At 60.7% G+C, this 22,739-nt stretch carries 25 protein-coding genes and 6 pseudogenes; 18 read left to right on the top strand and 13 right to left on the bottom strand.

Annotated elements, in window-relative coordinates; translation table 11 throughout:
- A pseudogene (locus tag E2I15_RS39060) lies at positions 1–102 on the bottom strand (non-homologous end-joining DNA ligase); the annotation flags it as partial.
- A 145-nt stretch (positions 103–247) separates the two neighbouring features.
- Here E2I15_RS39060 and E2I15_RS01430 point away from each other — a divergent pair.
- Entirely contained in the window at positions 248–418 is a 171-nt protein-coding gene (locus tag E2I15_RS01430; protein WP_137482938.1) for a DUF2934 domain-containing protein, read from the top strand.
- On the opposite strand, the gene E2I15_RS01435 is transcribed toward E2I15_RS01430, so the two are convergent.
- From E2I15_RS01435 to E2I15_RS01445, 3 genes and pseudogenes are all read right to left on the bottom strand, one after another.
- Positions 408–713, bottom strand: coding sequence for a hypothetical protein (locus E2I15_RS01435; protein ID WP_246668362.1), 306 nt, complete (start codon positions 711–713; stop codon positions 408–410). The genes E2I15_RS01430 and E2I15_RS01435 overlap by 11 nt on opposite strands.
- Positions 714–856: 143 nt before the next feature.
- Positions 857–1,195 (bottom strand): annotated as a pseudogene (locus E2I15_RS01440) (DUF3147 family protein).
- A 22-nt stretch (positions 1,196–1,217) separates the two neighbouring features.
- Positions 1,218–2,492, bottom strand: a pseudogene (locus tag E2I15_RS01445) (NRAMP family divalent metal transporter).
- Positions 2,493–3,193: 701 nt separating this feature from the next.
- Here E2I15_RS01445 and E2I15_RS38575 point away from each other — a divergent pair.
- From E2I15_RS38575 to E2I15_RS01460, 3 genes are all read left to right on the top strand, one after another.
- On the top strand, positions 3,194–3,418 hold the full coding sequence (locus E2I15_RS38575; RefSeq protein ID WP_170991755.1) for a phosphatase PAP2 family protein: 225 nt from the start codon (positions 3,194–3,196) through the stop codon (positions 3,416–3,418).
- An 85-nt stretch (positions 3,419–3,503) separates the two neighbouring features.
- A complete protein-coding gene (locus tag E2I15_RS01455; protein ID WP_246668361.1) occupies positions 3,504–3,914 on the top strand; it encodes an isochorismatase family protein in 411 nt (136 codons plus the stop codon).
- Positions 3,915–4,084: 170 nt separating this feature from the next.
- Positions 4,085–5,485 carry a carbohydrate porin gene (locus E2I15_RS01460; protein ID WP_137482937.1) on the top strand — a complete coding sequence of 467 codons (1,401 nt, stop codon included), beginning with the start codon at positions 4,085–4,087 and terminating at the stop codon, positions 5,483–5,485.
- Between the two features lie 74 nt (positions 5,486–5,559).
- On the opposite strand, the pseudogene E2I15_RS01465 reads toward E2I15_RS01460, so the two are convergent.
- From E2I15_RS01465 to E2I15_RS01475, 3 genes and pseudogenes are all read right to left on the bottom strand, one after another.
- Positions 5,560–5,757: pseudogene (locus tag E2I15_RS01465) on the bottom strand (DUF6496 domain-containing protein); the annotation flags it as partial.
- A gap of 506 nt (positions 5,758–6,263) precedes the next feature.
- On the bottom strand, positions 6,264–6,779 hold the full coding sequence (locus tag E2I15_RS01470; protein ID WP_137482935.1) for an inorganic diphosphatase: 516 nt from the start codon (positions 6,777–6,779) through the stop codon (positions 6,264–6,266).
- Between the two features lie 69 nt (positions 6,780–6,848).
- Positions 6,849–7,364, bottom strand: coding sequence for a YciE/YciF ferroxidase family protein (locus E2I15_RS01475; protein WP_137482934.1), 516 nt, complete (start codon positions 7,362–7,364; stop codon positions 6,849–6,851).
- Positions 7,365–7,536: 172 nt separating this feature from the next.
- Between E2I15_RS01475 and E2I15_RS01480 the strand changes: the two genes are divergently transcribed.
- The 4 genes from E2I15_RS01480 (at position 7,537) to E2I15_RS01495 (ending at position 12,615) form a co-directional block, all read left to right on the top strand.
- Positions 7,537–9,042: an FAD-dependent oxidoreductase gene (locus tag E2I15_RS01480; RefSeq protein WP_137482933.1), complete on the top strand. Its 1,506-nt coding sequence runs from the start codon at positions 7,537–7,539 to the stop codon at positions 9,040–9,042.
- Between the two features lie 175 nt (positions 9,043–9,217).
- Positions 9,218–10,300, top strand: a complete 1,083-nt coding sequence (locus E2I15_RS01485; RefSeq protein ID WP_246668370.1) for an NAD(P)/FAD-dependent oxidoreductase — start codon at positions 9,218–9,220, stop codon at positions 10,298–10,300.
- 414 nt (positions 10,301–10,714) lie between these two features.
- Entirely contained in the window at positions 10,715–11,989 is a 1,275-nt protein-coding gene (locus tag E2I15_RS01490; RefSeq protein ID WP_137482932.1) for a DUF892 family protein, read from the top strand.
- A 401-nt stretch (positions 11,990–12,390) separates the two neighbouring features.
- The gene (locus tag E2I15_RS01495; protein ID WP_137482931.1) at positions 12,391–12,615 is read left to right on the top strand and encodes a KGG domain-containing protein; all 225 of its coding nucleotides are present in this window, start codon (positions 12,391–12,393) and stop codon (positions 12,613–12,615) included.
- 105 nt (positions 12,616–12,720) lie between these two features.
- Here E2I15_RS01495 and E2I15_RS01500 read toward each other — a convergent pair whose 3' ends face one another.
- On the bottom strand, positions 12,721–13,740 hold the full coding sequence (locus E2I15_RS01500; protein ID WP_137482930.1) for an ATP-dependent DNA ligase: 1,020 nt from the start codon (positions 13,738–13,740) through the stop codon (positions 12,721–12,723).
- 707 nt (positions 13,741–14,447) lie between these two features.
- Between E2I15_RS01500 and E2I15_RS01505 the strand changes: the two genes are divergently transcribed.
- From E2I15_RS01505 to E2I15_RS01520, 5 genes and pseudogenes are all read left to right on the top strand, one after another.
- Positions 14,448–14,621 (top strand): hypothetical protein, encoded by a 174-nt coding sequence (locus E2I15_RS01505; protein WP_155262169.1) that lies wholly within the window; start codon positions 14,448–14,450, stop codon positions 14,619–14,621.
- A 181-nt stretch (positions 14,622–14,802) separates the two neighbouring features.
- The gene (locus E2I15_RS01510; RefSeq protein WP_137482989.1) at positions 14,803–15,255 is read left to right on the top strand and encodes an Hsp20 family protein; all 453 of its coding nucleotides are present in this window, start codon (positions 14,803–14,805) and stop codon (positions 15,253–15,255) included.
- Positions 15,256–15,334: 79 nt separating this feature from the next.
- On the top strand, positions 15,335–15,658 hold the full coding sequence (locus E2I15_RS01515) for a hypothetical protein (RefSeq protein WP_137482929.1): 324 nt from the start codon (positions 15,335–15,337) through the stop codon (positions 15,656–15,658).
- A 624-nt stretch (positions 15,659–16,282) separates the two neighbouring features.
- Positions 16,283–16,484: pseudogene (locus tag E2I15_RS39070) on the top strand (hypothetical protein).
- Between the two features lie 18 nt (positions 16,485–16,502).
- Positions 16,503–16,907, top strand: a complete 405-nt coding sequence (locus E2I15_RS01520; RefSeq protein ID WP_137482928.1) for a hypothetical protein — start codon at positions 16,503–16,505, stop codon at positions 16,905–16,907.
- 20 nt (positions 16,908–16,927) lie between these two features.
- Here the strand turns inward: E2I15_RS01520 and E2I15_RS01525 are convergent, their stop codons facing one another.
- Positions 16,928–17,449 (bottom strand): hypothetical protein, encoded by a 522-nt coding sequence (locus E2I15_RS01525; RefSeq protein WP_137482927.1) that lies wholly within the window; start codon positions 17,447–17,449, stop codon positions 16,928–16,930.
- On the opposite strand from E2I15_RS01525, the gene E2I15_RS01530 reads away from it, so the two are divergent.
- The 3 genes from E2I15_RS01530 to E2I15_RS01540 all read left to right on the top strand — a co-directional run bounded on the left by E2I15_RS01530 (position 17,442) and on the right by E2I15_RS01540 (position 18,772).
- Complete coding sequence (locus E2I15_RS01530) at positions 17,442–17,804, top strand: PRC-barrel domain-containing protein (protein WP_137482926.1); 363 nt, start codon at positions 17,442–17,444, stop codon at positions 17,802–17,804. The two genes, E2I15_RS01525 and E2I15_RS01530, sit on opposite strands and share 8 nt — an antisense overlap.
- Positions 17,805–17,942: 138 nt before the next feature.
- Complete coding sequence (locus E2I15_RS01535) at positions 17,943–18,251, top strand: response regulator (protein WP_338134497.1); 309 nt, start codon at positions 17,943–17,945, stop codon at positions 18,249–18,251.
- 329 nt (positions 18,252–18,580) lie between these two features.
- Positions 18,581–18,772, top strand: coding sequence for a hypothetical protein (locus E2I15_RS01540; RefSeq protein ID WP_137482925.1), 192 nt, complete (start codon positions 18,581–18,583; stop codon positions 18,770–18,772).
- Positions 18,773–19,098: 326 nt separating this feature from the next.
- On the opposite strand, the gene E2I15_RS01545 is transcribed toward E2I15_RS01540, so the two are convergent.
- The 3 genes from E2I15_RS01545 to E2I15_RS01555 form a co-directional block, all read right to left on the bottom strand.
- Entirely contained in the window at positions 19,099–19,302 is a 204-nt protein-coding gene (locus E2I15_RS01545; RefSeq protein ID WP_038383590.1) for a cold-shock protein, read from the bottom strand.
- A 332-nt stretch (positions 19,303–19,634) separates the two neighbouring features.
- Positions 19,635–19,832, bottom strand: coding sequence for a hypothetical protein (locus E2I15_RS01550; RefSeq protein ID WP_246668360.1), 198 nt, complete (start codon positions 19,830–19,832; stop codon positions 19,635–19,637).
- Between the two features lie 37 nt (positions 19,833–19,869).
- Positions 19,870–20,085 (bottom strand): hypothetical protein, encoded by a 216-nt coding sequence (locus E2I15_RS01555; RefSeq protein ID WP_137482923.1) that lies wholly within the window; start codon positions 20,083–20,085, stop codon positions 19,870–19,872.
- A gap of 252 nt (positions 20,086–20,337) precedes the next feature.
- Here E2I15_RS01555 and E2I15_RS01560 point away from each other — a divergent pair, with 252 nt between their 5' ends.
- The gene (locus E2I15_RS01560) at positions 20,338–20,811 is read left to right on the top strand and encodes a DUF2231 domain-containing protein (protein WP_246668359.1); all 474 of its coding nucleotides are present in this window, start codon (positions 20,338–20,340) and stop codon (positions 20,809–20,811) included.
- A gap of 50 nt (positions 20,812–20,861) precedes the next feature.
- Complete coding sequence (locus E2I15_RS01565; RefSeq protein ID WP_246668369.1) at positions 20,862–22,154, top strand: PQQ-dependent sugar dehydrogenase; 1,293 nt, start codon at positions 20,862–20,864, stop codon at positions 22,152–22,154.
- Positions 22,155–22,522: 368 nt separating this feature from the next.
- On the opposite strand, the pseudogene E2I15_RS01570 reads toward E2I15_RS01565, so the two are convergent.
- Positions 22,523–22,678 (bottom strand): annotated as a pseudogene (locus tag E2I15_RS01570) (DUF72 domain-containing protein); the annotation flags it as partial.
- Positions 22,679–22,739 lie beyond the last annotated feature (61 nt).

The following is a 22,739-nucleotide window of genomic DNA, read 5'->3' on the forward strand; positions in this document are numbered from 1 at the left end:
GAATTTGTCCTCAAAGACCCAGCCGGGGTCGTCGAACGCCGCATCGATGAGCGTCGCGAGCATCGGCTGCAGGCGCTTAGGCAGGGTCGATGTCCGGCTCATCCGCGGCCGATCTTTCGTGGCATTGCTGTCAGTAGCGAAACATAATCCGCCTCGCTCGGATGGAGAACGCCTAATCGGTTGCTAAGTTGGAACCCACAAGCAACGATCGCGTTGCGCCTGCATAATCATATGGTGGGAGGACAGCATGGAAAAGCCGACGGATGAACAGATACGTCAGCGAGCTCACGAGCTTTGGGTAGTCGCCGGCAAGCCGGAAGGGCAGCAGGATCGGTTCTGGTTGGAAGCCGAGCGCGAGCTCACTCGGACGGATCCTGCCAATAATCCCGATGAGAAATCCGGCACCTTTACCGAGTAGCAGTCCTAGTCTTTGGCAATGCCCACCGCAGCCGCCACATACACACGGCGACAGCGAACCAGATCAGCGAGGCGGCAGCCAGGCAGAGCGTTGGATTGAGATCGGGTGCCTGCCGCCATATCACTAGGACGAACCCGGCCATGCTGATACTGCCCCAGCCGGCCCCGGCGGCATCGAGCGCGGCCGCCCCCTTGCCCCGCTGCTCGCCCGGCAGGCCCTTTTGTTGCTTACGCTCCCGTTCATGCTTCTCGATCAAGGTCGCGCTGGCACAGAAAATTGCCGGAAAGGCGAGCATCAATCCGCCGGCCTCAGGCCCTGCCTAGTCTGCCACAAGACCGGCAACGACAGTCGCCAATCCGCCCAGGGCGAACCGCACAATATATTCGTGAGGTCGTCCCAGCTTCAGTGCCGCAAGTTTGAAATGAACAATCATGGTCGTCACCCGATCAAGACGTGCTTGAGACCCGCCGCCATCACAAGCCAGACCGCGAGAGCGGCGAGGGTGGATTTGAGCGCCAACTAGTTGGCCCGCATCAGCAACTGGCACACGATCATGCTATAGGCCGCCAGCGCGATCGAGCCGAGGATCATCGAGCGGCCTTCGATCGCAACACAGTCGCCGCCATGCTTCCAGAATGCCAAGCCAAGCGTAGCAAGCGCCACGGAGGGCGCGGCGCCAAACAATCCTGCGAAACTTTTGGGCCGCAGCACGTCGCCGATAACCGCAAACAGGGAGACCACAAGGCCGCCGATGATGAAACGCAACGCGTAGTCCACGACACTTCCTTGCTTCTCTCTTTTAGGATGTTGTCGGCATAAGCATGCTGGCGGCCGTGCCGACGATGCAAAGGGCCATTGCCGCCGTGGATGCCCGGCCAAGCCAGTAGAGCCAGCCTTCGATCACAAGCTTGCCCATCACATTACGGCGGTTGACCAACAGCATCAGCATGGTCATCACCGGCGCGGCCAGCACACCATTGATGACCGCACTCCAGTAAAGAACCTTGATCAGATCGATGGGCGTGAAATTCAGCGCAACGCCGAAGCCGACCGAAAGGGCAAGCACCGAATAGAAAGCCGCAGCTCGCTTCGGCTTGCGCGCGAGGCCAACCGGCCATTTGCAGCCTTCGCCAATGGCATAAGCCGTCGATCCGGCCAGCACCGGAACGGCGAGCGAACCCGTGCCTATGATGCCGAGCGCAAAAATCAGTCCGGCTATAGGCCCCGCAATCGGCTTCAAGGCCGCAGCTGCGTGCGCTGATGACTGCACATCGCTCACCCCCCCCGCTGATGCAGCGTGGCGGCCGTCGTGATGATGATCGCGATCGCAATGATGTTCGAGAACGCCATGCCGATCATTGTGTCGAGGTGCCAAAGCTCGCGCTCTTCAGAACGCGCGTCATCCTTGAGCGGTTTCTTGTCGGGATGGATGCGCTGTTCCTCAGCTTCCTGCGAGGATTGCCAGATGAATAGGTAAGGCGAGATCGTGGTACCGAGAATGGCGACTAGCATCGTGAGAAAGGCGCCGCTCCATTCGATCTTCGGGATGAATAGGCCCTTGAGCGCGTCAGCCCAGGGCACTTTGACGACGGCCAGCGCAATCACAAAGGCAAAAAGCACCAGCGTCAGCCATTTGAGGATCGCGACATAGCGCTTGTAGGCGATGAAGATCTGCGCAAGTACCGCGAAAGGCAACGACATAGACGATCGCCGAGCCACCAATCACCAATTTCGCGGCATCCGCCATGGCGCCAATATCGACGGCCACATTGATCGTGTTGGCGATAGAGAGAAGGCTGATCAGCGACCAGATCACCCAGCCGGGATAGTTGCGACAGACATTGCCGGTCACCCTTCCGATCCGGCCCGAAATCTCCTGGATCGCTACCATCAATGGATAGCTGAGAAGCATAGTCCAGCCGATGCCAAAACCAAGTTGCGCGCCCGCCTGGCTGTAAGTGCCGATGCCGGAGGGATCGTCGTCCGATGCCCGTGTAATCAGTCCAGGACCGAGCCGTTTCAGGAGGAGGCCATTCTTCTCATCCGGCTTTTTGGCGGCCTCCGCTTTTGCCATGTGCTCCTCGGGATCAGGGCTGCCCGACGAGCGTCCTGGTTGCTACGTCAAGAAGCAATGAGGACTTCTCCGGTCAGAGTTCAATGCGCGATAGGCGGCGCCCGCGCCGCCGGGGACGGGACTCGCCAGCTTAATGGTGCCATAAGATTGCCAGCAGTAGAATGATTGGCAGCGGGATGCCCAGCAACCACAGCAATGCGCCTCGTCCAAAACCCATGGCTCTTTCCTCCGGTCATCTGTCCCACGCTTTCAACGCCACCGTCCGGCGCACAGTTCCTCGGCGGGAACGGTTTTCGCGGCTGTTGATTGAGAGACCGCGACCTGTTCCGCTTGCCATCGCTATTTTATGGCGATTGCGGCAGGCCAATCGGGGACAGGAGGTCAAGGTTCGCGATGACGATACGAATCCACTGCCGACGCCGAGCTCGCACATGATCGCGCGCGACACCCGGCCTCTGTCTTCGATCATCACCTGGGCAGCCGATGGCCATGTCCTGACGGCGCTTGCCGTCGGATGGTGACTCTGGTCGCGTTCCAAACCACCCGCGCAGCGTCGCGCAAGCGACCATGTTTTGCTGACAACGCTTGCCGCGGTCAGGCTGCCGCACCTTTTGAAGACCCAGTTTGATCAGGTCCGGTCCGATCGCCGGACCGTGCGCGGCCATCTGTACGGCATTCCACTCTCGGGCTAGGCGTTGGATGTGTTTCCGTCAGGCCATGCCGTGCATGTCGGGGTCCTTGCTTCCGCCGCGACCGAACTCCCGCCGGCCAAGAGAAACCTCATCTGGGCCGTTGGTGCCATCCTCGTCTCGACGCGCATCCTGTTGCTGGCACACTGGGCGAGCGACCTGGTTGCTGGTCTGGCGATAGGCACGGTCCTCGGGCGCCTGATGCGGCGGCTGACCGGCTTCGCAAGGTCGCGCTAGTCATGGGGCAATCGCTTTCACCGCCTGGCCCGCATGCCGTCTATCTCTGTATTGACATGCAGAGACTGTTGGCACCGGGCGTTCCATGGGCAAGGCCCGGATGGAACGTGCGCTACCCGAGGCGGTCAGGCTGATCGCGCAAGCGCCGCAGCGCACCGTCTTCACGCGCTTCATTCCGGTCCGCAACAAGTCCGAGGCGCGAGGCGTCTGGAAGGCCTACTACGAGAAATGGGAATGTGTGACAGGCGACAAGTTCGATCCGGCGTTGCTTGAATTGGTGCCGGCTCTGGCCCGCTTTGTGCCGGCAGCGGTGATCGACCGGCAGGCCTATTGCACTTTTGCCAACGGCAAGCTGGAAGCGTTTTTGGATGGCCATCAGGTCGATACGCTGATCGTCTCCGGCGGGGAAACTGGTGTCTGTGTGCTTGCCGCTGTGCTTGCCGCGGTCGATTTGGCTATCGCGTTATACTCGCCGAAGACGCGCTGTGCAGCGTAGTCTAGCGAGTTGGTCGGTCGATGACTAAGCGCACGCGTCCCGGGAACTTTCTCTACTTTCTTAACATAGGTTAGATTCTGAGCGCACGGCGGACGCCGCGGTCAACGGGCTTGAATTCAAAGCGATCACATGGCTCGATGTGCTTGCATCTCGTCGATTAGGACCCGACTGTGAGCCGTACAAAAAGGCGCCTTGGCCATTTGCTTCTTGCCGCCGCGCTGCATGCGGCGGCGACAGCGGCCGCTCAGGAGGACAAGAAGACCGACGACGACAGACCGGCCGATCCCGACACTGGCGAAAGTACCGTCGAGGAAAAGACGCTTGGCCTCCTTCCCAATCCCTTGCAAAAATACGGCGTCGAATTCGCAGCCACCTATATCGGCGAGGTGTTGGGCAATCCCTCCGGTGGACTGAAACAGGGCTCAGTCTATGAGGGGCGGCTCAATCTCGCCGTCGACCTTGATCTGCAAAAGCTTGCCGGTCTCGATCAGCTGACATTCCATGCCAACGTGTTCCAGATCCATGGCGGCGGCCTCTCGCGCGGCAGTCTACAGAATTATTTCGTCGTCAGCGGCATCGAGTCGTTGCCTTCCACGCGTCTTTACGAGGCCTATTTCGAAAGGCAGTGGGGCAACAAGGAAGTCTCGCTCAAGGTGGGGCAACTCGCGGCCGATAGCGAGTTCTTCAACACCAAATACACCGACGTCTTGACGAACGCCTCGATGGGTTGGCCGGCGATCACCTCGCTTGATCTGCCGAGCGGCGGGCCATCGCCTCCCTTGGCCGCGATGGGAGCCCGGCTCCACGTCAACGTCACGGACCAATTGTCGGTTCTTGGCGGCATCTTCGATGGCGACCAAGCCGGGCCTGGTCCCGGCGATCCGCAGGAGCGCAACCGTTATGGCGTCAACTTCCGCGTCAATGATCCGCCGCTCCTGCTAGGTCAGATCCAATACGCCTGGAACAACAAAAAGGGTGATCCCGATCCCGCCGGCCAAATCAAGTTCGGCGGCTGGCGCCATTTTGGTTCTTTCGCCGATCAGAGATTGGCCTCCAATGGTGTCTCGCTGGCTTCGCCCGCCAGCAGCGGTGAGCCCTTGCTCCTCTCCGGTGATGTTGGGGGATGGATGGTGTTTGAGCAGAAGCTCTATCGCGTGCCGAAAAGCGATGATCGCGGCATCGGCATTTTTGCGCGAGTCTCGGGCGCGCCCGCCGACCGCAATCTGATCGATCGCTACGCCGACGCCGGCATCGAATTCATTGGTCTCAACGACAGCCGTCCAGACGACAAGTTCGGAATCGCGGCCGGCTACGCGCATGTATCCAAACGCGCACAGACGCTGGATGCGGACTACCGCACATTCGTCGATCCAACCTGGCCGATGCGAAGTTTCGAAGGCCTTCTGACAGCCGTGTATCAATATCAGATCAGGGACGGGTGGACCTTGCAGCCCAACCTGCAATACATCATCCATCCGGGCGGAGGTGCCACCAGCCCTTCCAGTGCAGTGCCCGGCAAAGTTCTACATAACGCAACCGTGCTTGGCCTACGCACTACCCTGAAGTTTTAGGCCGAGTGCCGGTGCACGTGGCGGAGGTGTACGCGTCACAGCGCAGTGACCGTACATCGGCTCCATTACTTCTTTTTCTTGGGGACTTTCTTGCCTTTTTTGCGGGCCTTGGAAAGACCGATCGCGATCGCCTGCTTCTTGCTTTTTACCTTGCCGCCCTTTCCGCCACGGCCACTTTTGGCCGTCCCCTTCTTGTACCGTCGCATCTCGCTCTTGACGTCCGAGCCCGAGCTCGTCGAGTAGCGACGTTTCTTCTTGGCTTTCTTTGCCATGGGTTTTTCTCTTTCCGTGTGAGGACGATAAAAGACGCTGCTTATGCCAACCTGAGAAGCATGACTTCGGCGGCGCCGTCTGGCTCTCCCATTCAACGCATCGACAATCTTGATGGCGCGGGCAAGTTCCAACGCACGGTTCCGAGCATCCGGCATAGGATGCACTGAACGAGGTGCCCGCATAGGAACGCTGCCAGGTACTTCACGCTTGATAGCTTGGAGAACCTCGATCGATGCGCCGCTCCAGAATTCGGCTCAAGCACCAGACATCCGGCCAGGCCGGCCGACGCGGTCGGCGGCTTAGCACCGAGGAAGACGAAGAAGGTATATCGAGGACTGGATGGTCGGTGGAGGCGACAGCCCGTCAGCTTGAACCGCAAATAATCCCGAAAATTGTTGCCACACTGCGGATCAGCGTAGCCACCCGGCGGCTTGTCGAGCAAAATGCAAGCTCTGGTCAGGCGATGACTCGTCGCAAAGGGTCCTTGTCCTGGTTCAAGCGCGATTCAGCGGGCCAGCCGCTTAATGGTTTTGGCCGCCCGGCTCGGGCCATGCCATCCGAGAAACTTCAACCCCTTGTTCTCCAGCGCATTCGTCGCCCGAAAGAACTGTTCGAGATCATCGCGCGCGTGGGACGGAAGATTGCGGACATCCTTGAGATCCGGTTCGAGCGGTGACCGGTCAGGCACTGCAAAAATGCGGTCGTTGCGCTCGGTCTTGCCCTTTTTCTTTTGCTCGACTTCGAGAATGCCGATCGGGCGGCAGCGCAGCACGACGCCGGGATAGGTCTGCGCATCATGCAGGATCAACACATCCAGCGGATCGCCATCCTCGGCCTTGGTGGAGGGAATGAACCCCCAATCGTAAGGGTAAGTCAGGCCTGCCATCAGCGGCTTCGCCAAGGCAAAGTCACCGAGTTTCGGATCGAAATCGAGCTTACACGAGCTGCCGCGCGGGGTCTCAACCACGGCAAAGATATTGTCATCGTCGGCCCAGCTCGGCAGTTTTGTCAGGTTGGTCATGGCGGATGACTTGAGCCTTGAAAGGAGTAACGGGCCTGACGAAAAATCGGTCCGCCAGGCTCTGCCGGCTCAGGCGGCGGTGGAAGCCTTCTTGTTGACACCCTTGCGCAATGCAACTGTGTTCAGCTTGCTGTTCGCCGCCTTCTCTTCGTTCAGGTTCGTGGTCAGGAAGCGTACGATATCGTCGTGGCCGAGCTCCTCCGCCCAAGCGATCAGCGTGCCATAGCGGCAAATCTCGTAATGCTCAACGGCCTGCGCGTTGGCGACGATCGCCGCATCCAGCACCGTCTGGTCTTCGATCTCACCGGCCGTCTCGTCGGCTTCCTTGATGATCCCGTCGATTGCCGGACATTGCGTGCCGCTTGGCGATTGGCCAAGTTTCTCGAAGACCTTCTCAAGACGCTCGATCTGCTTGTTGGTTTCCTCGAGATGACTTTTGAGGCCTGTGGCCAGATCACGGTTCGTGGCCTTATCGATCATTTTCGGCAGGGTTTTGGTGATCTGCTGCTCGGCATAATAGATGTCCTGCAGACCGTGCAGCAGCAGGTCATCCATCGTCTTGATGTCTTTGGTGAATAGTCCCATGACGTCGCTCCTCGAACTCAAAGCGAACTTCGGCGAAACGGCTTTGTTCCTCGCGGCCCAACAGGCTGTTGCGCACCGATCATCCGTGAAGACAGGCGGGAGGTGGCGTCCCATGCGTCCGCAGGAACCCGCGTCAACAGCCCGCGTTTTGCCTCTTTGCATGGAGTTCAGGATGGTCAGCACCTCGCTCTGGATGGAGACCGAAATCCTGCCGGATGCGGGTGCGCTCAAAGGCGATGTGCATTGCGATGTCGCCGTGGTCGGCTCCGGCATCGCCGGGCTCTCGACGGCCTACGAAGTCATGAAGCGCGGCTTATCGGTTATCGTCATTGATCGCAAAGGCATCGCAAGCGGTATGACGGCGCGTACGTCGGCGCATCTTGCGCCGCTCTGCGATGATCTAATGAGCGAATTCAGAAAACTGCGCGGCGCCGATGCCGCCAAGCTGTTCTACGAAAGTCAAGCCGCTGCCGTCGATCGGATCGAGGAGATTCAGGCCAGCGAGAAGATCGCCTGCGACTTTCTTCGCCTCGACGGCTATCTGTTTCAAGGCAACGGCATGCCGGCCGATATATTCGATGAGGAGCTGGAAGCGCTACGCGAGGTGGGCGCGCCCGTTCACCGGCTGGTCGGCGTACCGCTCAAAGGCTGCGAGAACCGGCACGTCCTTCGGTATCCGCGCCAGGCAAGATTCCATCCCCTCAAATACCTCAGGGGACTTGCCGCCGCTTGCGCGAGCGGCGGCGTTCGTTTCTTTGCCAACAGCTCGGTGGAAGAAGTTGCCGAGAAGGACGGCGCTGTCACGCTGCGAACCTCTCAAGGGCAGATCGCGGCCGCGCATGCGGTGATCGCGACCAACGCCTCTATCGCCGATCGCTTTCAATTGCACATGAAGGTGGCCCCCTATCGTACTTACGTGGTCGCGTTTGCCATCGCACGGGGCGAACTTCCCGATGCGCTCTATTGGGACACCGAAGATCCCTACCACTATGTGCGGCTGCAAACCGGCTCGGACGATCATGATTCTGTTCTTGTCGGCGGCGAAGACCATAAAAGCGGCGAGGCCAACGACGCCGACCAACGCGTTGCCCGGCTGGAAAGCTGGGCACGCGACCTGATCCCGGCTTTGGGCCGCATCACCCATCGCTGGTCGGGCCAGGTTCTCGACACGATCGACTTTGCCGGCTTCATCGGCCGCGAGCCCGGCAGCGAGCGCATCTGCCTCGCGATGGGAGATTCAGGCCAGGGTCTGACTCATGGCGTGATGGGCGCGATGCTGAACACGGCGCTCATTCTAGGCGAAGATCATCCGTGGAAGTCTGTCTATGCGCCGGATCGCAGGCCGCTCACAGCGGCGCGGAACTTCCTGCGCGAGAACATGACGATCCTGCAAAATCTCGCGGAGTACGTGGCACCGGGTGAAATCGCTTCGCTCGAAGAGCTTGAGCCGGGCGACGGCGCTATCCTGCGGCGGGGACTCGAAAAGATCGCCGCCTACAAGGACAAGGCCGGCGAACTGCATCTTCATTCAGCCAGTTGCACCCATATTGGCTGTCATCTGCACTGGAACAGCTTTGAGAGCTGCTGGGACTGTCCGTGTCACGGTTCGATCTTTGCCCCCAACGGGCAGCCGATCAATGCTCCGGCCGTGTCGGCTTTGCGCCCGGTGAAGGTATAGCGAGATCTGATCAAGGCTCAGGGAGCGTTCCACCTTGAGGGACGATGACATCGAGCAGGACGATCTGCGCAGCCGGCGCACACCGTGGGCTGTCCTGCCGCCGCCGCCGATTGAACCGATCACTGACAGCTTTCGTTGCGAGGCTCTGATCATCGGCGCCGGCATCACCGGCGCGCTGGTGGCTGAGCGCCTGACAAGGCAAGGCCACCAGGTTGTCATTATCGATCGCGAGCTTCCCAGCCTCGGCAGCACGGTGGCCAGCACCGCCATGCTGCTCTGGGAAATCGATCGGCCGCTGTTCGAACTCGCGCAGCTCTATGCCTTCGAGAAGGCGGTGCGTTGCTATCGGGCCAGCCACCACGCCGCGCGAGATCTGCTGTCCCTGATTGCGCAGCATGGAATTGCCTGCGAGATGCGGCCACGTCTTTCGCTCTATCTCGCCGTCGATGACAGTCCGAAACTTGTTCAGGATGAATATGCGCTGAGGAGCCGCGCCGATCTGCCATCCCTCTATCTCGATCATGCCGCGCTGCTGAAGCGCTTCGGCACCGCGCGGGCGGGCGCCCTTTTGTCAAGGGACGCGGCTGATGCCGATCCGGTGTTGCTCACGCATAGTCTGCTTGATATCTCCCTTCGGCGCGGTGCCCGCCTTCTAAAGGCCAATGCGGTTGCCTTTGATAGCGCGGCCCAGAGCGTAACCGTCGGCATTGAAAGCGGGCTTTCAATCGATGCGTGCCGTGTCGTCCTCGCGACCGGCTATGTGATACCGGACATCGTGAAGCCCACAGCCCAGCCAGCTTCCAGCTGGGCCATTGCGACCCGGCGGCAGCCAGGCAATCTGTGGCCAGAGCAGGTGCTGATCTGGGAAGCGAGCCGGAACTACCATTATGCGAGGACCACTGCTGATGGCCGCATCATCCTTGGTGGCGAGGATGATCATGCGCTGATCGAGCCTGAAGCTCGTAATGACGCCACGCCGGCAAAGGTTGATGCGCTCAAGGATTATTTGAATGTACTTTGGCCGCAGGCGTCGGACCGGGTCGACTTCAGCTGGTCGGGCGCTTTCGATACCACCCGTGACGGCCTGCCGTTGATCGGCGCGGTGCCCGGCTGCAAGAATATCTTCGCCGCCTTTGGCTATGGTGGCAACGGCATTACCTTCAGCTTCCTCGCGGCGGAACTTCTGGCGGCATTGCTTGCCGGAGGCTCTTCGCCGCTGCTCGATGATCTTGCGATTGACCGCGATATTCCCGGCTAACGACGCGCGATCAGGCAGCCCACTATGAAGGCGACGAGCAGCGAGGGCAGCGGGACCTCTCGCGCCACATTGCGAGCGCCTGGCCTGGCGACTGCCCTTCTTCCAGGCTTTGCCGCACCGTGCGGGCGGTCTCACGCACGCCTTCCGAAACGTCCTTCACTTTCGCCAAGGCGTCTTCGCTGTCCATTTGATCCTCCTCCGGAAGGCCTCCCGCACAATGAATGTGCTGGGCAACCATCCGTTCCTGCAAGCATGAGGTGCGGATCGTTTTGGCCGATAAATCGGGAAGCCGAATCCGAGCAACGAATTGGCGCGACCAACCTTGGACTCGCCACAGCGACACTTCGCCTTGATAGGAACGACCGCAGCGCCAGGCCGTTCGGGGTTGACTCCCTTCAAGCCCGAGGCTCTTCCATGTATCACCACGTCAAGAAGTTGATGTTCACCGTCCGCGTCGACGAGCCGGACCCGCGTTTTGGCAATATGCTTCTTGAACAGTTCGGCGGCGCCAACGGCGAACTCGCGGCCGCCATGCAATATTCGATCCAAGGCCTCAACTGCGAGGATCCCGATCGCAAGGACCTCCTGATGGACATTGGCACGGAAGAGCTGAGCCATCTGGAAGTCGTCGGTACGTTGGCACGCATGCATCTCAAACCGGCGAAGTTCGATCGCCAGGCGGCCGAGGCCGATCCACTGATCGCGATCGCAGGTGGCGGCGGAGTGAACCTCTTCAACTCCCAAGGCAACGCGTGGACCGCCGACTACCTCAAGGTCACCGGCGAACTCGATGTTGATCTGCGCAGCAATATTGCCGCCGAGGCGCGGGCCAAGATCGTCTACGAACGCCTGATCAGTTTTACCGACGACGCCGGCACCAAGGACGCCTTGCAGTTCCTCATGACCCGCGAAATTACCCACATGAAGGCATTCTCGCTGGCCCTCGAGAGCATGAGCAAGCCGGCCTTCAGCATTGGCCGCCTTGCGCCAACCCCGGGCCTCGTTGATCAGTTCTTCAACGAATCCACGGGCACCGGCGATCATGGCGAGATCGACACCCGCGGGCCCTGGAACGAGGGCGGCGAATGGGTCTTCACGGAATCGCCGGCAATCCAGGCCGGAGATCCCGGTCCCGCGTCGACTATCGTCACCGAGAGCTCACCGCCGGTCGACGAGGCCGGTCTTGGCGATCTGCTCATCGATGAGCTCCGCGATATTCTGCACGCCGAGAAACAGTTGACGAAAGCGCTTCCCAAGATGGCGGAAGCCGCGCGTTTCGACCAGTTGCGCGAACTGTTCGAACGGCATCTCGGCGAGACCGAAACCCAGATCGAACGCATAAATGACTGCTTTGAACTGCTCGGCAAGTCCGCACGCGCCAAGCCCTGCAAGGGCATGATGGGTCTTATCGAAGAAGGTCAGGAAGTCATGGCCGAAGGCGAAGAGAAGGAAGATGCCGCGGCGGACCTCTCCCTGATCGGTGCGGCGCAGCGGGTCGAACATTACGAGATTGCCGGCTACACGACGGCGCGCAACCTCGCCCAGCAGCTACGCCATAGCGCCATCGTCAGCCTCCTCTCGAAATCGCTGGCGGAAGAAGAAAACGCCGACCAATTGCTCAACCAGGTCGCACGGTCCCTGATGTCAGTCGCCAAGATGCCGGCCGCCGTCGAACAGACCGAACAGTAAGCAGATGAAGGGCGATCCCGGCCATGCCACGGTAACTGCCGGAGCTTTGCTTCTGCGTGTAGTCGCCGTGCCTTGCTGTGTGTCGGAGGAGTTGGTGATGTCGTCAATCGTCCCTCAACATAACGAACAAGACATGTATCTCGTTGAAGACAAGCGTGACGCCTTCGGACGCTGTCTGATGTTGGGCGCCCGCCCTTGGCAGCGACTTCGAGGCCATCGTGATGGATTTGCTTGAGGGAAGGCGAGATTGCGCTGATGAATAATGTCACAGGCATCGAAGCCCTGCGACAGGCGAACGCGCAACCAGCAACCTCTGACCAACCTTAATCCTTCTTCCAGGAACGAGCTGCTGATCTCGCCATTAGCCTTCATGGGCCGGGCAACAAACAAGGAGAAAATTGATGGCAGACGAACAACGTGGTGGCTCCGGAAATTTCGCCAACAATCCGCAGCGCGCATCGGAAGCCGGCAAGAAGGGTGGCCAGAGCCACGGCCAGCAGGGACAGCAGACGCAGGCTGGAAACAAGCCCGGCCAGCAGGGCGGCAGCTCGACCGACAATCCGGGCAACTTCGCCAATGACCGCGAAAAGGCCAGCGAAGCCGGACGCAAGGGCGGCCAGTCCTAAGGCTCCACTGACCAAGCAACGCCAGGACGTTGACGAGATGTCCTGGCCTGAAATTTTCGAAAGCGGCCGCGAGCCGTTCCGCCCTCAAGCCGTCCTCAAATTGTGTTATCCGGTGGCCTTCAACGGCCGCTTCGCTGCTTTCTGCCGAAGCTGATCCATGCGACATTGCGAAGGCTTCTTGTCCGGACGCCAGCGGACGATCTTCGTGCCATGCCGAAACCGGTCGCCCGTCACATGGTCGAAGGACACTTCAACGACGTAAGTCGGTCGCACGGCGTTCCATTCAGCCGATCGCTTGGTCGACCACCGGCTTGAGCCGCCGGGTGTGTTGCCGGTGAAGCTCTGCGAGCTGACGATTTTCTCAAGGCGCTCGGTCAGAGCCAGTCGATCGGATGATCGGATGCCGGACGTAAATCCGACATGGTGCAGAAGGCCGTCCTTGTCGTAGAGCCCAAGCAATAACGAGCCAACCACCTTGTGCTTGCCCTGCTTCTGCTCGGCGTAACGAAACCCACCGACGATGCAATCGGCCGACCGAAGATGCTTGATCTTCTGCATGCCGTCTCGGGTACCGCCTCGATAGGGCAGATCGAGGCGCTTGGCGACGACGCCGTCATGGTCTTCATTCACGGTACTGAGCCAGGCAACCGCGTCGGCAAAGTTCCGGCTTGCCGGCGACAGCCGGAAGACACCCCCGACCTCGAAAGCTTGTCGCCCAAGCTTTTCGAGAGCGGCACGGCGCTTCAAAAGTGACAGGGCCGAAAGATCTCTCTTGCCGGACCGCAACAGGTCAAAGGCCATAAAGATTGCGGGCGTCTCCGCGGCGAGGCGCTTAATCCGGCTCGGCGCCGGGTGGATACGCTGAAGCAATGCGTCAAACGAATAGCCGTCGTCCAGTTCAATGATCAATTCGCCATCAAGGCTTAGCGTCTTCGGGCTTAAAGATGAAGCGGCGGCAGCAACCTCCGGGAAGTAGCGAACAAGATCACGACCGCCTTTGGATTGCATGCTAACCCGGCTGCCGTCGCGGATCAAAAGACAGCGGAAACCATCCCACTTCGGCTCATATTGCCATTGCGCTCCGCGCGGCAATTGGGCGACGGACTCGGCTTCCATGAGTTGCATGCGAAGTTCAAGCCTCCAGAGACGTTGCAGAACCAAACCCTTTTTGATTCACAAACGAAGCTGACCGGAAATGTTCCGATGGAAGGCAAGAAGCCGGAGCACTCCTTTGCGAAGAGCTGGCGGGGAACCCGGACGGGAGTGCTATTTGCCAACGGCAGTAAGCTCGATATGTCCGTGTGAAATCTGACCGAGTCAGGCGTCGGTAGCCGGAACCTCCGCAAGACGCGACCAAGTCGGCGGCCGCTCTTCTGAATTCGAAATCTTGCTGACAACGCGAGGCCGACCATGGAAATGATTCGGCTCTACGCCAGCCGGCGAGGCCATCACGGTTGGCGGCGCGGCCAAACGTGCCGAGGCATGGTACGGGCTCTCTTCCTGCTGCTCTTTGGCAGCGCGACGCGTACCGACCGGAAAGACCCGGCCGATCTATTGCACCGCGCTGCAATAGCCGTATCACGCGCTCGCGCCCAGAGAAGCGAAAGCCGGTGTACGATTGAAGCGCTGGGCCTCGGCGGGAGCTTCGCGAAAACCTCGAAAGACTCCGCGGCGAGCTTGACGGGGTTAAAAGTGAGGTGAGCACCGCCAAGCAGCTTGTGCGCCGCGCATCCACGGTGTCCGCGCAAGCGGGATCTCGCCGACCTGGAACGCGGCACGAGGTTCTGCGCTGCCCATCGCGGCAGCCGTAATCTGCGGAATGTTTCGGGCAGGTGTCACCGATCGAGCCGAGCATCTCGGCGACCGCCGCGATCGAGGCCGAATGCGAGGCCATCGATAAGAAGTTGGAGGCCGAGAACGCCCGTTGGGACAAAGAGCGGGCGCGGCTGCAGGCGGCCCTCGAGCGCACGCGAGGCTGGGGCGCTGTGCGCAAAAACAAGTGTTAACCAGGCGAGCCTCTGCCAAAAAAAATTTCAGCCGCCTCTTGAAACTATTTCCGGCCTTCCAAATTTTTTTGGCGTCGCCATCACGGCGATCGGGATGCCCTCGGGTCCCGCGATTGAGTCGGGCGCCCGGACGGTGTCCGGAGCCTGCTCGTACCCATCTTGCTCCAAGGAGGATTTGGATATGAGGTATGATTGGACTCCCCTCTGGAGGTCGACCATCGGTTTCGACCGCCTTTTTGACGTCCTCGACGAGGTCCAGCGGACCGCCGAAGAGAGCTATCCCCCCTACAACATCGAACGTCTCGACGAGAACCGCTTCCAGATCTCGGTGGCGCTCGCCGGGTTCACCCCGGACGAAGTCGCGCTGACGGTCGAGCAGAACGTCCTGACCCTCGAGGGCCGTAAGAGCGACAAGGAAGGGAAGACTTTCCTGCATCGCGGCATCTCGGCGCGCAATTTCAAGCGCCAGTTCACGCTCGCCGACCACGTCGAGGTCAAGGGCGCCCGCTTCGAAAACGGTCTGCTCATCATCGAGCTGCAGCGGGAGATTCCCGAGGCGATGAAGCCGCGCCGGATCGCGATCAGCGGCGCCGCCCCGAGCAACGTGACCCAGATCGAATCCCGGGCCGCCTGACCGGTCAGGAATTGGACCTCGCCGCCGCGCGGGCCCCGCGCGGCGGACACTGCAACTCGTCCTAGATCAGGAGGCAACCATGCGGCCGACGACCGCGCCCGACGACAACATTGTCGATTTCAACTCTTTCCTTCATCCCGGCACGGCGTTCGAGCATCCGCGGGACGTGGTCGCTCATCCGGGCCTCGGCCTTTCCGAGAAGCGCGCCATCCTGGCTTCATGGGCTTCCGACGCTTCCGCGATCGCATCCTGTCCGTCGCTCCGAGCCCCTGAAGGGCTGAAGGCGCCCGTGACCATCGACGAGATCCTGGAAGCGCTCTGCGCGCTCGACGAAAGCCCGCGGCACCCGCCCGGCGGCAAGCCGATGCGCCTGCGGTCCATCGCGGAATGCGCAGCTGCTTAGGAGGGAAGCCATGGAAGTACTCAATTTGCCGCGTCACGTCATCGAGACGCTGGAGCAAAAGTGGGCGCGAAAGCTTCAGCACGAGGCGGTCGCCTGGCAGGCCACCAGATCACCGGCGCCGCGTCGCCGGACAGAGAGCGGGACTCCGGTCGAGCGCCGGTCACGACGGCCGCGCTTTTCGGACGTTCAGGCGAGCACATCATGATCCGGCAACCGATGGAGCAGCCGATGAAAAGGCGGCGACGCTTCAAGCAGACCGTACCACTGGAAGTGCGCCTCGCGCGGCAAGCCAGGAACGATCGCGATCACGCTCGGAAGTTGCCACCCGGCAGAGAGCGGGACGAGTTGCTGCGCCGTGCAAGACGCGCCGAAAGCGCGTCATGCATGGCCGAGTGGCTTACTTCCACGAACAGGAAGACCGGAAAATAGCTGCGGCCGTGTGTAATTTCGGCCGCGGAGCCGCTCACGCACCGATAGCCAAGGCTGCCTTTCTCGCCCGTCGCCTGTTGGTCGCTCTGCTATTGCCAAGTCCGAGCCGGGATGTAGAGTCAAAAGATTATTAACATGCTTCAATTCGACGACGAAGTGATTGCGTCACGATAGTTCTTTCTATTGGGGTCCCCCATGTTCGATCCTGCTACCACCGCGCTTTTTGCGCGCTGTGCTGGACGAGGTCTGCGAAAACGTTTCCCGGACCGAGACCGGTGCCCGTACCCACGTGGCGTCGAAAATCCTGGAAGCCGCGACCAGAGGCGACATATCTCCAGACCATCTCAAGCAGGTCGGTCGCCAAGCTCTCTCGCAAGCGCCGACCATGTGGCGCTGACCGGCCGAGGAAGCGGAGGTGAATTTCCAGGTCACCGTGCTCAAGATCCTGGTGAGCTACCCGGATGGATTTGCCGTGATGGCCGACCTCAAGCGTGACATGGCCATCCTGGCAACCAGCGGCCCGGACTGGGCCGACCGCACCAAGCGGTTGGCTGCCCGCGTGCCGGACCTCGACATCTTCTCGCAAGGCCTCGTGACGCGCAAAGACGGCGGCTGGAAGATCACCGCCGAGGGACGCCTCGTCCTGGAATCCATGGAAGCACGCCCGCGCGCTGACCAGGCAATGGAGACGGTGCCGGCGAAAATGGTCGATGCGCCAGTGCCTCCGCTGCCGCAGCCCGCCGAGCGGGCGAGACGTCGACACGAGCGTCGTGAGCGTCGACGCGAGGCGCGCGAACGCGCACGGGCGAACGCTTCTTAGTCCTGCGTCGCAGCGCCCGTTCAGAAGGAGGCTGCCAGATCCACGCCGTAGCTCAGCGCGGCGACGAGGGAGAGCAGCAGTCCCAGGCCGCAGAAGATATCGACGAGCTTGAACTCGTCGACCTCGGCGTTCGAGCGGACGGCAGGGGTTTCTTGCCTCTGCGTCCATCTTTTCGATCCTTTCAGGATTGAGCGGGCACGGGCATCGTAGCGAACGTCGCTGGCGAGGCGTGTGAACTGGCTCTCACGTCGTTCGCCGACGCGTAGGTCCGTGGATCCAGTCAACCGCAGCGCTTCGCGCTCCGGCAGAGGTCGTCCACTTTCGGCCGTCCGAACCGCTGTCGCAGTGCAGCTACGCGAAGCGATAACCTCTCGACGGCTGGCGCGACGGCTGTGCGTCGCCTGCGCGACTTTGCGTTGATCGCCGCAGCGATGGTGTAAGTGACCGGCTGGCGCCTCGCCCGCCGCGGCGTCCGCCTGGAACGAAGCCATCGTGGTCCGGTTGACTGCGCAAGACAGAATTGAGGAGGTCAACATGGCCATGGAAGATCGCGAGACGTTCAGCCTGATCGGAAGCGACAAGGTCGAGGGCACGAACGTGTACGGGGCCGATGGGGAAAAGGCCGGCTATATCGAGCGCGTCATGATCGATAAGGTGAGCGGCAAGGTGTCGTACGCAGTGCTCAGCTTCGGGGGCCTGCTCGGCATCGGCGACGATCACTATCCGCTGCCCTGGCGGGCGCTGAAATACGACAACAACCTCGGCGGCTACGTCACCGGCATCACCCAGGACCAGCTCCGTGGCGCCCCCAAATATGCCGACGAGAGCAACTGGAATTGGAGCGATCCCGCAACCACGCGCTCTGTGAACGCCTACTACGGGGTGCCGGTGGCTTGAGGCGGCATGGCGCTGTGGTGCTTGACCTGCCTTGAGGGCGGAGTCGCGCCCTTCCGGCCGGGAAGGCTCGCGGCAGGCAGCCTAACGCCTCGCACCATCGCGCGAGATGGCCGCCTCCGTCGCCGAGGAGATTTGAAAGTGGGCAATGCCGTTCGTGTTCTCGTCGTGGAGAATGAAGCTTTAATCCGCAGCTTCACCGAGGACGCCTTGTCGGATAGCGGATTCGAGTCCTGCTCGGTCCATTCGGGGGAGGCGGCCCTGTCCACCTTTCGCGATGGCCGCGAGCGGTGTCGGGCGCTGCTGACGGATATCAATCTCGGTGGTGGAATCAGCGGATGGGAGCTGGCGCGGCAGATCAGAGAAATCACTCCGAACTTTCCTGTGGTCTACATGACCAGGCCATCGCGCCTGACTGGAGATCGCAGGGTGTTGACGGCAGCGTCCTGATCGAAAAGCCTTTTGCGCCGACGCAATTGGTTGCCGCCGTGTCGCAGCTACTCGATATCGGCACCTCGCCAGGTCAATCGGGATCGTTGTGAGCGGCCGATCCTTCGATTAAGCCCTCACAGCAGGTAGGCCAGGGAAGTTGGCTCGATCGAGAGAGACGCCCTTGTAGGGCCGACCGGGTGGATTGGAACCAATGGGTGGGTCGCGCGTCGAATCCTTGCCTCCGGCGAACCCCAAAAGCCCCAAACCGGAGGAAAACCTACCCAATAGGTTGGCGGTCCTATTGCGCACAATAGCGCAAGGACCGTTTGCGCCCGGAGGAGGGAGCAATGAGTAATCGCCTATCGGAGCGGCGGATGCCGATCGCGGCCGAACTGGAAGCTCGAAAGGTCTTTAGAGACGCGGCCGCCAAAGTAGTGTCCGAGTATGAACGCGCTCAGCAGGCATTCCATGCAAATCGCGAGCGCCTGAAGGCGGAGCGGATGGCTCGCGAGGCAGCGAAACAGAAGCCAAAGACCTAATTGTAGGCACCGCTTGCTTGGGGGGTTGCGGCAGCCAGCCTCACCGGGCCGAGCTCAAGGAGCACGCATGCGCCGTTACGAAGGCGCGCCGCGCGCGCTCGGACCATCACTCTACACGTGTTAGCGATCAATGATTTGAAGGTGGGCACGTCGAGGATGACGCGACTTCCTGTCGCCGTTCCCGGTCATCGATCTCGAAGCCCATGCGTACTCATGGGAGAAGAGTGCGCCATGCCCGAGTCGTGAAATGTACACGGCAAGTTATTATAGAGGCTTCCGATTTTTTGCGTAGATCGAGTCAGAGTGGTCGCGTTGGAGCGCGTGTCTTAGCCCATCATAACCTTGTCAGCTCGGCTGCGTCCCGTTCTCCGATCAACCCCGAGTTCGAAAGTCACACGATCACCTGGCCTGGGTGTTACTCCGGGCAGAAGGGACGTGACGTGGAAGAAGATGTCTTCCCCACCGGTATCCGGCTTTATGAATCCAAAGCCTTTGTCTTCCTTAAACAGCTTGACCATGCCCTTGGGCATTTCAGTATTCCTCCGCTCAAAGGCCGCATAATGGCACCTTCCTGTTAACGAGTTGCTTAGGCCGCGAACAGCAAAGGCGAGGGCTGGGCGGCTTGGATTAGCGCAGCTTCTGGCCCGCTGCTTTCTAGCAAGGGGCCTCGAAAAGTGCATACCGCTTTTCAAAGTTTCGCCGGCCGGAGCATTAGCTTATCCGCCACGAGTCGCACCGGGGGCTAATGCAAGTACGTCAATCCTCCCGCCACGATCGCTAGGACGAAGGCTAAAACGGCCGCCGCAATAATCCAGGGCAGGTCGCGGCGTTCTCGTGGGGTCAAAGGCAACACCTTTGTGCACTATGGATGCAGAAGCGAAAGCAGGCGTTGGCGGTGCTGCTCTCGGTCGAGCTGATATCTACGCATCGCCTCAAGCTCGGCTTGAGCCTTGGTAGTGTCTTCATTCAGCCGCTTCAATTCGACCAAAAGAGCCTCAAGCTCGGCGAGCCGCCTTTCTCCTTCGACCACATCGAGCTCGATCTGTCTCAGCTCGTCCATGATCGCATCCTTATACATTGTTCGCGGTTACTCTCGATCAATGATCCTGTTTCGCCTTGCCGAAGTGTTGGCCGCCGCTCTTTGCCTCGCGGGCCAAGCGCTCCGCCTTTAGCCTTTCTCTGTTTTCATGAAATGCTTTTTGCGCCTTTGCGTAATCGCTCAAAGCGTCCTTCGCTTCTGCCTCTCGGGATACCCTGCGGGCTTCTCTTTCTGCGCCTGCCGGCGCGCTCCTCCGCTCTCGGATGTTGACCATGGCTGAACCTCCTTCTCAGGCTCAACCGATTCAACCCGTGGCGCTAGCTTTTGATCCTATTGGCGGGGGCCGGCTTTTCGGCATTCCGTTGTGTGGTGAACCGTGGCGTAGGTGGTCCACGCAACGTCGTCGCCAAGATTCTCACGCCTCTTAGTTGATGCAGCACGCATCGAAATTATGCTGGGGCCGAGCCCGATCCGCTTAGGAACGACGCTCCGAACGCGCCGTTGAAGTTCTTTCGGAGGTTCGCAAATGCACGAAGTCGCGACAGTCGCCACGCATTCGGCCAATCCCGCCTCGACGGCCAGGATAGGAACGCACCCCATTCATCCGATGCTGGTGCCGTTTCCGATCGCGTGTTTCGTCGGCGCTCTGGTGACTGATGTGGCCTACTGGCAGACGGCCGAGATGCAGTGGGCCAATTTTTCCGCCTGGCTGTTGTTCGCGGGGTTAATCATGGGTGGGTTCGCCGCGATCGCCGGGCTAATCGATTTCTTCAGCAATCGCCTGATCCGCGACCTGCCATATGCATGGTTTCATATGATCGGCAACGTGATTGTGATGCTTCTCGCTCTGTTCAACGCCTTCGTCCACAGTCGTGACGCCTGGACCTCGGTGGTGCCTACCGGGCTGGTGTTGTCGATGCTGACTGTGCTCGTCATGCTGTGCATGGGCTGGCTCGGTTGGGCGATGGTCTATCGATATCGGGTCGGAGTGGCTGGCTGATGCGGATCGATCTGACACACACAAGCCCTGGGAAACTCGCGGTGGCACTGATGGCTGCGCTGTGCGTTGCTGGCTGCAGCAAGGAGACGGCGCCCGACCCCAAGACCCAGATCGGCGCGCGTCCCGATTTGCCGGCGCTCGAGCAGTATCTGATGCCGCCCATGCACGTCGCTTCCGTGGTCGGATGGAAGCAGGGCGAGAAACCCAAGGTGCCGGACACCCTGCAGATCAATGCGCTCGCTACCGGCCTGCAGCACCCGCGCTCGCTTTATGTGCTTCCCAACGGCGACATCCTGGTCGTCGAATCCAAGGCGCCGGGAACGGAGCCGATCAAGCGGCCAAAGGACTTCATCATGAAATGGGTGGAGTCGTGGGCGACCTCCGGCGGCGATACCGGCGAAAGCAATCGCATCACGCTGCTGCGCGATGCAGACGGCGACGGCAAGCCGGAGACGCAAAGTGTCTTCCTCGACCACCTTCATTCGCCGTTCGGCGTCGCACTGGTCGGCAACGACCTCTACGTCGCTAACACCGATGCGATCGTCCGATACCCCTATCATGAGGGCGACACCAAGATCACCGGGCCGGGACAGACCCTGACCCAGCTTCCAGGGGGGCCGATCGACCATCACTGGACCAAGAGCCTGGTGGCGAGCCCTGACGGCGCGTTGCTTTATGTCGGTGTCGGCTCCAACAGCAACATCACCGAGAATGGCATAGAGGCGGAGAAGAACCGGGCCGCGATCCTCGAGGTCGACCGCGTCACCGGCCGCTCGCGGATCTTTGCCAGCGGGCTGCGCAATCCGAACGGCTTGACTTTCGAGCCGCAAAGCCATGCGCTATGGACTGTCGTCAACGAGCGTGACGAGATTGGCCCGAACCTCGTGCCTGACTACCTGACGTCGGTAAAGGATGGCGGCTTCTACGGCTGGCCCTACAGCTATTTCGGCAAAAACGTTGACCCACGCGTGCAGCCGCCACGACCGGACCTGGTCGCGAAAGCCACCGTCCCGGACTATGCGTTGAGCTCGCACGTCGCGCCGCTGGGGCTCGCTTTCTACACCGACGACAAGTTGCCGTCGCCCTACCGCGGTGGCGCCTTCATCGGCGAGCATGGCAGCTGGAACCGGCCGCAGCTTAACGGCTACAAGGTTGTCTATGTGCCGTTTGCCGACGGCCACCCGAACGGACCCGCGCAGGACGTCGTGACCGGCTTTCTGAGCGACGATAAAAAGTCCCGCGGCAGGCCGGTGGGATTGACGATCGACAAGTCCGGCGCGCTGCTGATCGCCGACGATGTCGGCAACAAGGTATGGCGCGTGACCGCCTCGGGCCGGCTCTGATGGGCTCGCAGGCATTTGCCGCCGCGCGCAAGCGATTGGAGACATATGACTGACAGCTCGATCAAGAAAGTATCTATCGCCACGTCCCCGAAGAGCGAGAGGGGGCCAGACTTGCCTCGTGTCCGGCCAACACGTTGCCATGCGGCCCTTGGGACGCCGAACAGCCGCAACCCGGCGCTTCCGATCGGCGCGCCTAAGAGAAGGTCGGATAGGTCATCAGCGGTGGCGGTCGCCACGAAATCTCAAATTACACTCTGCATTGTTATTCGTGACGTCGCTGGTTCCTGGAACCGGCCGCTGTAGTGCCGCAGCTTGATAAATTTTGCAGCGCGTCGATCACGTCGACATCGGGTTCACAGGTAACGGTCCGTCGGCGCGCGATAGAAGACCCCGTTCAGCTCGGTGGTGCGGAACTGGCTCGCGTAGTAGTCGAGTTGCCGCTTAAGCGGCAATCCTTCGGGAAAGAATGGGCCGCGCCACGACGGATAGTGCCAGCCGGATGTACCAATCAGGACGCGTGCCATCACTAATGGCACTTTGAGCTTCCCGGCCGCATGCGCCGGGGGCGCCGACGCCGGACGCGAC

The sequence above is a fragment of the Bradyrhizobium sp. BR2003 genome, from assembly GCF_009720285.1.
GTDB lineage: Bacteria > Pseudomonadota > Alphaproteobacteria > Rhizobiales > Xanthobacteraceae > Bradyrhizobium > Bradyrhizobium elkanii.